Below are 11,857 nucleotides of genomic sequence, written 5' to 3' on the forward strand. Positions count from 1 at the left end.
CATGCGGCGGCGTAAACTAGGCTTTAGCACCGGCCGTTCTACAGTGACAGCGGCCAACACAGACGGATGAGCGGAGAATAGTGTGCTGAGCAGGTGGTCCAAGTTCAAGCAACTGCGGCATTTTGGGGTTGGGGGCGTGGTGGTTTTGGCATTGGCCGCTTGCGCCTCGGTCCCGGGGAAGCAAACGGGTCAGGCCACTCTCGCCAAGCAGCCGTTGGGAAGCCTGGTGGTGGCCACGCCCGACCAGAACCATGACCTGCTGGCGCAGCTCATGGCTGGTGAGATGGCGCTGACCCACACGGATCTCAAGGCGGCTTCGGCGTCCTACAGCCAGGCCATGATGCTCTCCAACGACCCCAAGGTGGCCGAGCAGGCGGCTGCCCTGGCTATCGCCGTGCGCGACACCGACGGGGCCCAGGCCGCCATTGCGCGCTGGCAGGCGCTGGGCGCCAAGCCGGCGGAACTGGCCCAGGCCCGCGCGCAGCTCGCGCTCAGCCAGGGCAACACCGACGAAGCGCAGCGCCAGCTTGAGCTACTGGTGGCCACCAACGATCCCGACGCCTGGCGTCAATTCGGCCGGGTGCTGATCGGCAGCCGCGATGCCGCGCAGGCCTCGCAACTGCTGGAGGCCGTGGCCACGCCGCAACGGTTGCCCAGCGATCCGCAGGCCTGGCTGGCGATGAGCGAGTTGGGCGACAAGCTGGGCCGGCATGCCTACGCGATGCAGGTTGCCGAAGCCGCCGTGAAGCGCTTCAACTCCGCCGAAACCTACGCCTGGCTGGGGCAGATGAAGTACCGCGACGGCGACAAGGCCGGCGCCAAGCTGTTGTTTGACAAGGCCTTGGCCAAGGACCCGAAGGACGCCCACCTGCGTCTGGCCTACGCCACCCTGCTGAGCCAGGGCGGTGACTACGCCGGCGCCTCCCGCCTGCTGGACAACGGCCCGCAGGATGCCGACACCTATTCGATGCGCGCCGCGCTGGCCGCCAAGGCCAATGACACCAAGACCATCACTCGCCTGTACAGCCAGGTGCAGCACTCGCCGGACGATGTGCGGCAGGGCAGCGCCTACCTGCTTGGGCAGATGGCCGAGATGCTGGACAAGAAGGAAGAGGCGCTGAAGTGGTACGACCAGGTGCCCGATGACGACGACCACGCCTTCGATGCCGACCTGCGCAGCGCCGTGTTGCTGCAGGACCTGGGGCGAAGCCCGGAAGCGCACGAGCAACTGGCGCAGATGCAGACCGACTACCTCGACCAGCCGGCCCTGCTGCGCCGCGCCTACGAGGTGGATGCGGAGCTGTACATGGACGACCAGCAATACGCCCAGGCCGAACATGCCTTCAGCCGGGCCCTGCAGGTGACCCCGGACGATCCCGCACTGCTGTACGGGCGCGGCCTGGCCTTTGCGGAGGAGGGCGACACGGACAAGGCAGTGAGCGATTTCCGGCACCTGCTGGAACTCAAGCCGGACGATACCGACGCCACCAATGCGCTCGGCTATACGCTGGCCGACGCCAACCGGGACCTGCCTGAGGCCGAACGCCTGATCGAGGCGGCCCGCGCCGCGCGCCCGAATGATCCGGCCATCCAGGATTCCTGGGGCTGGTTGCAGTACCGCCTGGGGCATCTGGACGTGGCGGAGAAAACCCTGCGTGGGGCCTGGACGGCGCACAAGGATGCCGACGTCGGCGTGCATCTGGGCGAAGTGCTGTGGAAACAGGGCCGGCAGGAAGACGCGAGGCGCGTGTTTGACGAAGTGCGTAAGATCGACCCGCAAAGCACCAATCTCCACAACACCCTCAAGCGCCTCAATCCATGAAGCTTCCGATTCGACTCCTCGCGGCAGCCTTGCCGCTGCTGCTAGCCGCCTGCGCCCATAAGGAAGCGGTGCGGCCCGTGCCCAAGGCCGATTACGCGACCCTGCTCAACCAGCAGCGCGCCCGCGAGCACCAGATGGCCAAGACCGATCACTGGGTGCTGCAGGGCAAGATCGGCGTCTCCGGCCAGGTCAACGGCAAGAGCGATGGCGGCAGCGGCACGCTGACCTGGACCCAGAATGGCGACAGCTACGAGTTCGTGGTGCGCGGCCCGGTAGGCAGCAAGAGCTTCCGGCTCAGCGTGAACCCCGACGGCGCGGTGCTTGAAGGCCTGGAGGGTGGTCCGCTGCGCAGTCCGGATGCGGAGTCGCTGGTGCAGAAGGCGCTGGGCTGGAACGTCCCACTGCATGATCTGCGCGCCTGGGTGCTGGGCCTGCGCGCCGACAGTGGTCCGGCTGAACTGACCTTCGGTGATGATGGCCTGCCGACCCTGCTGACCCAGGACGGCTGGAAGGTGAGCTACCCGACCTGGGACACCACTCGCGACCCCGCGGTGCCGAACAAGGTGTTCGCCGAGAATCCGCCGTACAAGGTGAAACTGTCGGTGGAGTCCTGGAGCTTCCAGTAACCCACGCGCCTTTCCCCTCTCACCTATGGGGAGAGGGCAGGGCATTGCCACCTTTACGGTGGTGAGGGGCGAATCTTGCGACTGCGCTGATTAGTGAGCACGCCTCGTTGGCGCGCTGCCGCGAGCACCCGCCCCTCACCACCGTAAAGGTGGCAATGCCTCGATCCTCTCCCCAAGGGGAGAGGAAGAAGAACAAGAGCGGAGTCCCATGACCTTCCACATCGAACGCGCCCGCCCCGATCAGGTCGACGCCCTCTGCGCCATCGAGCGCGTGGCGGTGGAGCTGTTCCGCGGACATCGCGCCTGGCGCTCCTATCGGGACGTGTCGGTGCCGCCCGAAGTGCTGCGCGAGGCGATCGCCCGCGGCCTGGTCTGGGTGGCGGTCATCGGTTCCGGTGAGCCTGTCGGCTTCATCTGGCTGGACGCGGAAGAGGGTGGCGAGGCGATCGGCGTGGCCGAAATGGACGTGTTGCCCTCGCATGGCCGGCGCGGCATCGGCGCGGCCCTGCTGGAGCACGCCTGCGGCTGGGCCCGCATGGCTGGCTATCACCGGGTGGACCTGGGCACCCTTGCCGACGTGCCGTGGAACGCGCCGTTCTACGCCAAGCATGGCTTTGCGGTGATGGACAAGAACCGCCCCGAGTTCGCCTTCTATCGGGAGCGCGACCGGGAGAACGGCTTCCCCGACGACCTGCGGGTCTTCATGAGCCGCCCCCTGGCGCCGCCCGATCCCGGCGACTGGACCGCCTGGCCGGCGCCGGCCAAGCTCAACCTGTTCCTGCGTATCACGGGCCGCCGCGCTGATGGCTACCACGATCTGCAGACGGTGTTCCGCCTGCTCGACTGGGGCGACGAGATCCGCCTGCGCCCGCGCCAAGACGGCCAGGTCCACCGTCTCACCGACGTGCCCGGCGTCCCCGCCGACAGTGACCTGGTGGTGCGCGCAGCCCGCCTGCTTCAGCCCCACGCCCCGGCGGGCGCGGGGGCCGATATCGAGGTGGAGAAGCGCATCCCCATGGGGGGCGGACTGGGCGGCGGCAGTTCCGACGCCGCCACCGTGCTGGTAGCCCTCAACCGGCTTTGGGGCGCCGGCTTGGATGAGGACGCCCTGGCCGAGCTGGGGCGCCAGCTTGGCGCCGATGTGCCGGTTTTCGTCCGCGGCCGTTCAGCCTGGGCCGAGGGAGTGGGTGAAAAGCTGAACCCGATGGGCCTCCCACAACGCTGGTACGTGGTGCTGGACCCCCGTGAGCACGTGCCCACCGCGGCGCTTTTTCAAGCGCCTGAATTGACACGAAATGCTCCGCCCGCCACAATTTCATCCTTTGCTTCGGGCGAAACGGTCGAGAACGCGTTCGCGCCCGTGGTCCGCGCGCGACATCCGCGCGTGGCTGCGGCGATGGACTGGCTCGACGGCTTCGGCCGTGCAAGGCTTTCCGGCAGCGGTGCGTGTGTGTTCCTGGAGACGGATTCTCCGGAACGTGCCGAGGCCATTGCGGAGCGCTGTCCCGCCCGGTTCACGGCCCACGTGGCCAGGGGTGAGGATGTCTCTCCGCTGCTTGTCGCCCTGGCGCGCCATCGCGGCGTCGACGGAGCGGCACGGTAGGAAAATCCAGTTGATACTGGGGCGTCGCCAAGCTGGTTAAGGCACGGGATTTTGATTCCCGCATGCGCAGGTTCGAATCCTGCCGCCCCAGCCATTCCACACATGGCTGATCAGGTTCTTAAAACATGACACTCGACACGTCCGGACCGATGCTCTTCACCGGCAATGCGCACCGCGCGCTGGCCGAGGATGTCGCCCAGCGTCTGGGCGTGCCCCTGGGCAAGGCGCTCGTGGGTCGCTTCAGCGACGGCGAGGCCCAGATCGAGATCGAGGAGAACGTCCGCCGGCAGGAAGTGTTCGTGCTGCAGCCGACCGGCGCGCCGAGCGCGGAGAACCTGTTCGAGATGCTGGTGCTGGTTGACGCGCTCAAGCGCGCCTCGGCCGCCAGCGTCACCGCGGTGATTCCGTACTTCGGCTATGCCCGCCAGGATCGTCGCCCGCGCTCGGCGCGCGTGCCGATCACGGCAAAGATGGTCGCCAAGATGATCAGCACCGCGGGTGTGGATCGCGTGCTCACGGTGGACCTGCACGCGGACCAGATCCAGGGCTTCTTCGACATCCCGGTGGACAACGTCTATGCCTCGCCGGTGCTGCTGGCGGACATCTGGCGCAACCACAGCATGGACGACCTGATCGTGGTCAGCCCGGATGTCGGCGGCGTGGTGCGCGCCCGCGCGATGGCCAAGCGCCTCGATGACGCGGACCTCGCGATCATCGACAAGCGCCGCCCGAAGGCGAACGTCGCCACGGTGATGAACATCATCGGTGAAGTCGACGGCAAGACCTGCGTGCTGGTCGACGACATCGTCGACACCGCCGGCACCCTGTGTGCGGCAGCTGCGGCGCTCAAGGAGCGTGGCGCCCGCAAGGTGGTGGCGTACTGCGTGCACCCGGTGCTGTCGGGCGCGGCGCTGAAGAACATCGAAGGCTCCCAGCTCGACCAGCTGGTGGTCACCAACACCTTGCCGCTGCGGCCGGATATCGCCGCGTGCAGCAAGATCCGTCAGCTCTCGGTCGCCGAGCTGCTGGCGGAGACGATCCGCCGCATCGCCTTTGGCGAGTCGGTGAGCTCGTTGTACATCGACTGAGTTTCCGCGGCGGGCCCCGGCCTGCCGCTGCTTCACGGCTCCTCTGGTCGCGGGGGAGTCGCATGACCGCCGCGAGGCGGTTCACTACTGATAGGCAATACCAACATGGCTACGACTCATGAAATCAAGGCTACGGCCCGTAATGACGAGGGGAAAGGTGCGAGCCGCCGCCTGCGTCATGCCGGCTTCGTGCCTGCCGTTGTCTACGGCGCCGGCCAGGCCCCGCAGAGCATCCAGATCGAGCACAACACCATCCTTCTGTCCGCCAAGCACGAGTGGTTCTTCTCCTCGGTTCTGGACCTGAACGTCGACGGCGCGGTGCAGAAGGTGCTGGTGCGTGACTGGCAGAAGCACCCGTACAAGCTGCAGATGCTGCACATGGACTTTCAGCGCATCGACGAGAACAAGGCGATCCACATCAACGTGCCGGTGCACTTCCTGAACCAGGAAAAGTCCGCCGCCGCCAAGACCTCGGGCGTGGTGATCTCGCACAACCTGACGGAAGTGGAAGTCTCCTGCCTGCCGAAGGATCTGCCGGAGTTCATCGAACTCGACCTGACCGACCTGAAGCCGGGCGACATCGTCCACCTCTCGCAGCTGAAGCTGCCGAAGGGCGTGGAAATCGTCGCGCTGCACCTGGGCGCTGACCACGACATCGCCGTCGTCACCGCCAACGCGGTGAAGGAAGAGGTCGAGGAAGCCCCGGCTGCCGAGGGCGAAGCCGCTCCGGCTGCTGAAGCCCCCAAGAAGTAAGTCGCAGCGACCCGCACGCTTCGCGCGTGCGGGTCGCTCGATCCCATGACGGGTCTGCGACTCATCGTCGGGCTGGGTAACCCCGGCGCCGAATATCTCCGAACCCGGCACAACGCCGGGTTCTGGTTTGTTGACGCACTGGCGTCAGGGCAGGGCGAGCGCTTCGGATTCGACGGCAAGCTGCATGGCGAGACCTGCAAGGTCCGCATCGGCGGCCAGTCGGTGTGGCTGCTCAAGCCCGCCACCTTCATGAACAAGAGCGGCATAGCCGTCGCTTCGGCGCTGCGCTATTACAAGATCGAGCCGGACGAGTGCCTCGTCGCGCACGATGAGCTGGATCTGGATCCGGGCACGGTGCGGATGAAATTCGACGGCGGCCACGGCGGCCAGAACGGTCTGCGCGACATCATTGCGCACCTCGGCCATGCCAAGTTCCACCGCATGCGCGTGGGCATTGGTCATCCCGGCCACAAGGACAAGGTCACGCCGTGGGTGCTCGGTCGCCCCTCGGCCAAGGATGAGGACGCCATCGTCGACGGCATTGCGCGCGCGCTCGACGTGCTGCCGCTGGCGGTCGATGGCCAGTTCGACAAGGCCATGCAACAACTACACACACCGGCAGCGGGTACGAAGGCCTAAAGCACACGCTTGCGCCATCGTCCGTTGCCTGACACAGCTTCGCGGAGTTTCCATGGGCATCAAATGCGGCATCGTCGGCCTGCCTAACGTCGGCAAGTCCACCCTGTTCAACGCACTGACCAAGGCCGGCATCGCCGCCGCCAACTTCCCGTTCTGCACCATCGAGCCGAACGTGGGCGTAGTGCCGGTGCCCGATCCGCGCCTGAACGCGTTGTCGGATATCGTCAAGCCGCAGAAGGTGATCCCGACCGCCGTCGAGTTCGTCGACATCGCGGGCCTGGTGGCCGGCGCGTCGAAGGGCGAAGGCCTCGGCAACAAGTTCCTCGCCCACATCCGCGAAGTGGACGCCATCACGCACGTAGTGCGCTGCTTCGAGCACACCGACATCATCCACGTGGCCGGTAAGGTCGACCCGATCGCCGATATCGAAACCATCGATACCGAGCTGGCGCTGGCTGATCTGGATTCCGTCGAGAAGGCGCTGAACCGCGCCGAGCGTGCAGCCAAGGCCAACGACAAGGAAGCGCTGGCCAAGAAGCCGGTGCTGCAGAAGCTGGCTGCCGGCCTCAACGAGGGCAAGTCTGCTCGCAGTCTGGGCCTGGACGACGAGGAAAAGGCGCTGGTGCGCGACCTGTTCCTGCTGACGCTCAAGCCGCTGATGTACATCGCCAACGTGCGCGAGGACGGCTTCGAGAACAACCCGCACCTGGACGCCGTGCGCGCACGCGCAGTGACCGAGGGCGCCGAGGTGGTGCCGGTGTGCGCCGCCATCGAGGAAGAACTCTCGCAGCTCGACGACGCCGACCGCGACGAGTTCCTCAAGGACCTTGGCCTGGAAGAGCCGGGCCTCAACCGCGTGATCCGCGCCGGCTACAAGCTGCTCAACCTGCAGACCTACTTCACCGCCGGCGTGAAGGAAGTGCGCGCCTGGACCATCAAGCGCGGCTTCACCGCGCCGCAGGCGGCCGGAGTGATCCACACCGATTTCGAGCGTGGCTTCATCCGCGCCGAGACGATGAGCTACGACGACTTCATCCAGTACAAGGGCGAGGCCGGCGCCGCCGCGGCGGGCCGCCTGCGCAAGGAAGGCAAGGATTACGTCGTGAAGGACGGCGACGTGCTGCACTTCCTGTTCAACGTCTGAGTCGGCGTTGATCCCACGAAAAAAGCCGCACAAAGTGCGGCTTTTTTTGTGTCTGTGCGTTCCTGTGGGGTGGCTGTTATGCGCATGATCGCGTCGCCGTGGCCCATGTCTTGCCGGGTGCTCTCATGTGGCGCGCCTTCAGCGATGCGCTCAGGGCTGTCACTCGCCTTCGGCAAGCCGCCGCGCACGCTCCTCCAGTGTCTGCAGCACGCGCACCGCGGTCTCCAGGTCCTCTGGCGGCACGTCACCCAGCAACTCCGTACGCAGCGCGCGCAGGGATCGCTCCATCTCAGCGGCCACCCGCTGACCCTCCGGTAGCAGGTAGATCGCCCGCTGCCGCCGGTTGCCTGGCGCCACCCGACGTTCCAGCAACTGGGCCTGCTCGGCCTGGTCGAGCGTGCGCACCAGGGCGGCGGGATGCACGCCGATCTTTTCCGCCAGCGCCTGCTGGGAAATGCCATCTCCCATGCGGGAGACGAGCAAGACGGGCGTGGCCAGCGTCACCGACAGGCCGGTGCCGGCCAGCGCGGCGCCGGCGGCCTGCTGCCAGGCCTGGCGGGTGGGTTGGAGGGCGACGGTGAGGGCGTAGGGGAGGTCTTGGGTCATGGACCGGGCTCAGGGTGGCGGCCTGCCGTTGGCATTTCAATCGTTTAAATACATATAGTTTATTTGACAATAATTGTCATGGAATAAATAATTCCCGACCATGGGCCCGCCCGTGGGTCTGTCGGCATCGCGCTTCCATGGCCACCCCGTTTCGCCCACCGAACATGGTCCTCGCGACCATCGGTCTTTCGCTCGCCACCTTCATGCAGGTGCTGGACACGACGATCGCCAACGTGTCCCTGCCAACGATCGCCGGCAACCTGGGTGTCAGCAGCGACCAGAGCACCTGGGTCATCACCTCGTTCGCGGTCAGTCAGGCGATTTCGCTGCCGCTGACCGGCTTCCTGAGCCGGCGCTTCGGCGAGGTGAGGTTGTTCGTGTCGTGCACGCTGCTGTTCGTGATCGCCTCGTTCCTGTGTGGCGTGTCGCAGAGCATGGGCATGCTGATCGCCTTCCGCGCCCTGCAAGGCGCGGTGGCGGGGCCGATGTACCCGATCACGCAGAGCCTGATGATCGGCATCTACCCGGCCAACAAGCGCGGCATGGCGCTGTCGCTGCTGTCGATGGTGGCCGTGGTGGCGCCGATCACCGGCCCGATCCTTGGTGGCTGGATTACCGACAACTATTCCTGGCCGTGGATTTTCTTCATCAACGTGCCGGTGGGCATCTTCGCCAGCATGGTGGTGGCCAACCAGATGAAGGGGCGGCCGGAGACCATCGAGCGGCCACGCTTCGACTACGTGGGCCTGATCACGCTGGTCATCGGCGTCGGCGCGCTGCAGATCATGCTGGACAAGGGCAATGACGAGGACTGGTTCCACTCCAGCTTCATCGTCATCACCACCATCATCTCGGTGATCAGCCTGGCGGTGTTCCTGATCTGGGAGCTCACCGACAAGCATCCAATCGTTGACCTGCGCCTGCTGCGTCACCGCAACTTCAAGTTCGGCACGCTGGCGTTGGTGTTGTCGTACTCGGCCTATTTCGCGATCAATCTGCTGCTGCCGCAGTGGTTGCAACGCAACCTCGGCTACACCGCCACGTGGGCCGGCTTCGCGGCGGCCCCCATCGGCATTTTTCCAGTGCTGCTGAGCTTCGTGGTGGGGCGCTACGCGATGCGCTTCGACCTGCGCGTGCTGGCCTCGTTTGCCTTCGTGGTCATGGCCACCACGTGCTTCCTGCGCTCCAACTTCTACCTGGATATCGACTTCAAGCATGTGGCGTCGATGCAGGCGCTGATGGGCCTGGGCGTGGCGCTGTTCTTCATGCCGGTGACGGTGATGCTGCTATCGGACCTGGACCGCCACGAGATCGCCGCCGGCTCCGGCCTAGCGACCTTCCTGCGCACGTTGGGCGGCAGCTTCTCCGCTTCGCTAACCACGTTTCTGTGGGATCGCCGTGCGGTCATGCACCACGCGCAGCTGGCTGAGCACATCACGGTCTACAACCAGGATGCGATGACGACGGTAAGCCAGTTTGGTGGCGGCAACGCGCAACTGGGGGCCGGTGTCGTCAACAACATGATCACCCAGCAGGCCTACCAGATCGCCTTCAACGAGCTGTTTCATGCGCTCGGCTGGATTTTCCTCGGCTTGATCGTCTTCGTCTGGCTGACCCGTCCACCGTTCGCCGCCAAATCCTCCGACGCGGGCGCCGGAGCGCACTGAGCGAGAGCCGGCGCCTTGCTGCCGCCGGAACCCCGTGTTGTCATGCCCGCATGAGCGATCTGCGCATGCGCCTGGCCCGCATCGAGGACGCGCCGGCGATCACTCGGCTGGCCCGGCGCGTGGTGCGTCGATGGATCCTACCGCACCAGCCGCGCGCCGCCGTGCTGGCGCTGGAGCAGAGCCTCTCGACCCAGACGATCCGCGGGAAGATCCGGTCCGGCCAACGCTTCCACCTGGCCTTCGTCGATGGTGTGCTGGCCGGCATCGCCGCGGTGCGCGACGACCGCCACGTGTTTCAGCTGTTCGTGGGGACCCGCCATCAGGGCCGCGGCATCGCGCGCAAGCTGTGGGAGCGCCTGCGCCGGGACTGCATGCGCCGCTCCGGCACCCGCGAATTCACCCTCAATGCGTCCCTCGGGGCCATTCCGGTGTACCTGCGACTGGGCTTCGTGCGCGACGCCCGGCCGGTAGAGCGGCCGGGCAGGGTGCTCAGCATGCCGATGGTCTACCGGGTGGACGACCATCCCTGAGCGGCCGGTGTATGTGCGTCGATCTGTCGCGGCGCATAATGCGCCCCTCACCGATCCCTGGAGTCCCCGTTCCATGCCCGGCAAGCAGCATGAAGTGAACTTCCGTTTCCTGGCGCAGCCCACGGACGTCAATTTTGGCGGCAAGGTGCATGGCGGCATGGTGATGAAGTGGATCGACCAGGCCGGCTATGCCGCGGCGGTGGCCTGGAGTGGGGCGTATTGCGTGACGGCGTCGGTCAGCGGCATCCAGTTCGTCGCGCCGATCCTGATCGGTGATCTGGTCACCGTGCGCGCCCGCCTGATCCATACCGGACGCTCCAGCATGCACATGGCGGTGGATGTGTTGGCGCGCGACCTGAGGAAGGACGAGCATCATCTGGCGACCAGTTGCGTGATGGTGTTCGTGGCGCTGGACGCTCCCGACGGACGGCCAACGCCGGTGCCTGCCTGGCAGCCGCGCGATGAGCAGGAGCGCCTGCTGCAGCAGCAGGCCATGAAGTTGATGGAGCTGTCCAAGGAGATGGAGCGGCTGGTCGACACGCACGGTGCCGAAGGCGTCTGAGGCGAGTTCGCTGTGCGGTGAAAAAAATCGCGGAAAAACGTCATTTTTCCCGTGACAGGTGTTGACAGCCACCGGGCTGATCCACACAATAGCCGTTCTTTGTTGGAGGGATACCCAAGCGGCCAACGGGGGCAGACTGTAAATCTGCTGGCTTACGCCTTCGGTGGTTCGAATCCACCTCCCTCCACCAGACGATTTCCGCAAAGGCTGATTCAACCAGGCGGGAGTAGTTCAATGGTAGAACCTCAGCCTTCCAAGCTGATGGTGCGGGTTCGATTCCCGTCTCCCGCTCCATTGAAGTCGTCTTAAGTGTTTTTGTGCTCATGTAGCTCAGTCGGTAGAGCACTTCCTTGGTAAGGAAGAGGTCGCTGGTTCGATTCCAGTCATGAGCACCATCTCACCGCGGTCCGCGGGTATCATTTCCACTTTTCATCATTCGACTCCATCGGGGTTTTAGGCGTATGGCAAAGGGTAAATTCGAACGCACCAAGCCGCACGTCAACGTCGGCACGATTGGTCACGTGGACCACGGCAAGACGACGCTGACGGCCGCACTGACCAAGGTCGGCGCAGAGCGCTTCGGTGGCGAATTCAAGGCGTATGACGCGATCGACGCGGCGCCGGAAGAAAAGGCTCGTGGCATCACGATCTCGACCGCCCACGTCGAATACGAATCGCCGAACCGCCATTACGCCCACGTGGACTGCCCGGGCCACGCCGACTACGTGAAGAACATGATCACGGGCGCCGCGCAGATGGACGGCGCGATCCTGGTGTGCTCGGCCGCTGACGGCCCGATGCCGCAGACCCGCGAACA

12 protein-coding genes and 4 tRNA genes are annotated in these 11,857 nt (G+C 65.6%); 15 read left to right on the top strand and 1 reads right to left on the bottom strand.

Annotation, left to right across the window (positions count from 1 at the left end; genetic code table 11):
• The first annotated feature begins 136 nt into the window (after positions 1 to 136).
• From DVT68_RS16120 to ychF, 8 genes are all read left to right on the top strand, one after another.
• Positions 137 to 1,822 (top strand): tetratricopeptide repeat protein, encoded by a 1,686-nt coding sequence (locus DVT68_RS16120; RefSeq protein ID WP_425477519.1) that lies wholly within the window; start codon positions 137 to 139, stop codon positions 1,820 to 1,822.
• A complete protein-coding gene (lolB, locus tag DVT68_RS16125) occupies positions 1,819 to 2,448 on the top strand; it encodes a lipoprotein insertase outer membrane protein LolB (protein ID WP_114826114.1) in 630 nt (209 codons plus the stop codon). Before DVT68_RS16120 ends, lolB begins: the two co-directional genes overlap by 4 nt.
• Positions 2,449 to 2,656: 208 nt before the next feature.
• Positions 2,657 to 4,051 (top strand): 4-(cytidine 5'-diphospho)-2-C-methyl-D-erythritol kinase, encoded by a 1,395-nt coding sequence (ispE, locus tag DVT68_RS16130; RefSeq protein WP_114826115.1) that lies wholly within the window; start codon positions 2,657 to 2,659, stop codon positions 4,049 to 4,051.
• Between the two features lie 17 nt (positions 4,052 to 4,068).
• Positions 4,069 to 4,145, top strand: a tRNA-Gln gene (locus tag DVT68_RS16135).
• A gap of 55 nt (positions 4,146 to 4,200) precedes the next feature.
• Positions 4,201 to 5,139: a ribose-phosphate diphosphokinase gene (locus tag DVT68_RS16140; RefSeq protein ID WP_114826116.1), complete on the top strand. Its 939-nt coding sequence runs from the start codon at positions 4,201 to 4,203 to the stop codon at positions 5,137 to 5,139.
• 105 nt (positions 5,140 to 5,244) lie between these two features.
• Positions 5,245 to 5,892, top strand: a complete 648-nt coding sequence (locus DVT68_RS16145; protein WP_114826117.1) for a 50S ribosomal protein L25/general stress protein Ctc — start codon at positions 5,245 to 5,247, stop codon at positions 5,890 to 5,892.
• A gap of 45 nt (positions 5,893 to 5,937) precedes the next feature.
• Positions 5,938 to 6,531, top strand: a complete 594-nt coding sequence (gene pth / locus DVT68_RS16150; protein ID WP_114826118.1) for an aminoacyl-tRNA hydrolase — start codon at positions 5,938 to 5,940, stop codon at positions 6,529 to 6,531.
• Between the two features lie 52 nt (positions 6,532 to 6,583).
• Positions 6,584 to 7,675: a redox-regulated ATPase YchF gene (gene ychF, locus DVT68_RS16155; protein WP_114826119.1), complete on the top strand. Its 1,092-nt coding sequence runs from the start codon at positions 6,584 to 6,586 to the stop codon at positions 7,673 to 7,675.
• Between the two features lie 159 nt (positions 7,676 to 7,834).
• Here the strand turns inward: ychF and DVT68_RS16160 are convergent, their stop codons facing one another.
• Positions 7,835 to 8,281, bottom strand: coding sequence for a MarR family winged helix-turn-helix transcriptional regulator (locus tag DVT68_RS16160; RefSeq protein ID WP_114826120.1), 447 nt, complete (start codon positions 8,279 to 8,281; stop codon positions 7,835 to 7,837).
• Between the two features lie 137 nt (positions 8,282 to 8,418).
• Between DVT68_RS16160 and DVT68_RS16165 the strand changes: the two genes are divergently transcribed.
• From DVT68_RS16165 to DVT68_RS16195, 7 genes are all read left to right on the top strand, one after another.
• The gene (locus DVT68_RS16165) at positions 8,419 to 9,948 is read left to right on the top strand and encodes a DHA2 family efflux MFS transporter permease subunit (protein ID WP_114826121.1); all 1,530 of its coding nucleotides are present in this window, start codon (positions 8,419 to 8,421) and stop codon (positions 9,946 to 9,948) included.
• Between the two features lie 50 nt (positions 9,949 to 9,998).
• Positions 9,999 to 10,478, top strand: coding sequence for a GNAT family N-acetyltransferase (locus DVT68_RS16170; protein ID WP_114826122.1), 480 nt, complete (start codon positions 9,999 to 10,001; stop codon positions 10,476 to 10,478).
• A 73-nt stretch (positions 10,479 to 10,551) separates the two neighbouring features.
• On the top strand, positions 10,552 to 11,040 hold the full coding sequence (locus tag DVT68_RS16175; protein WP_114826123.1) for an acyl-CoA thioesterase: 489 nt from the start codon (positions 10,552 to 10,554) through the stop codon (positions 11,038 to 11,040).
• A 104-nt stretch (positions 11,041 to 11,144) separates the two neighbouring features.
• A tRNA-Tyr gene (locus tag DVT68_RS16180) sits at positions 11,145 to 11,230 on the top strand.
• Between the two features lie 30 nt (positions 11,231 to 11,260).
• Positions 11,261 to 11,334, top strand: a tRNA-Gly gene (locus DVT68_RS16185).
• Between the two features lie 25 nt (positions 11,335 to 11,359).
• A tRNA-Thr gene (locus tag DVT68_RS16190) sits at positions 11,360 to 11,435 on the top strand.
• A gap of 66 nt (positions 11,436 to 11,501) precedes the next feature.
• Positions 11,502 to 11,857: GTP-binding protein (locus tag DVT68_RS16195; protein WP_199536089.1), on the top strand; the 356-nt coding region annotated here is incomplete at its 3' end.

Source organism: Dyella solisilvae (assembly GCF_003351225.1).
GTDB classification, from domain to species: Bacteria; Pseudomonadota; Gammaproteobacteria; order Xanthomonadales; family Rhodanobacteraceae; genus Dyella; species Dyella solisilvae.

Bases quoted from the DNA above. Each gene is read 5' to 3' on its own strand.
- pth (WP_114826118.1), top strand. From the start codon at position 5,938: ATGACGGGTCTGCGACTCATCGTCGGGCTGGGTAACCCCGGCGCCGAA.
- ychF (WP_114826119.1), top strand. From the start codon at position 6,584: ATGGGCATCAAATGCGGCATCGTCGGCCTGCCTAACGTCGGCAAGTCC.
- DVT68_RS16140 (WP_114826116.1), top strand. From the start codon at position 4,201: ATGCTCTTCACCGGCAATGCGCACCGCGCGCTGGCCGAGGATGTCGCC.
- DVT68_RS16145 (WP_114826117.1), top strand. From the start codon at position 5,245: ATGGCTACGACTCATGAAATCAAGGCTACGGCCCGTAATGACGAGGGG.
- lolB (WP_114826114.1), top strand. From the start codon at position 1,819: ATGAAGCTTCCGATTCGACTCCTCGCGGCAGCCTTGCCGCTGCTGCTA.
- DVT68_RS16160 (WP_114826120.1), bottom strand. From the start codon at position 8,281: ATGACCCAAGACCTCCCCTACGCCCTCACCGTCGCCCTCCAACCCACC.
- ispE (WP_114826115.1), top strand. From the start codon at position 2,657: ATGACCTTCCACATCGAACGCGCCCGCCCCGATCAGGTCGACGCCCTC.
- DVT68_RS16170 (WP_114826122.1), top strand. From the start codon at position 9,999: ATGAGCGATCTGCGCATGCGCCTGGCCCGCATCGAGGACGCGCCGGCG.
- DVT68_RS16165 (WP_114826121.1), top strand. From the start codon at position 8,419: ATGGCCACCCCGTTTCGCCCACCGAACATGGTCCTCGCGACCATCGGT.
- DVT68_RS16175 (WP_114826123.1), top strand. From the start codon at position 10,552: ATGCCCGGCAAGCAGCATGAAGTGAACTTCCGTTTCCTGGCGCAGCCC.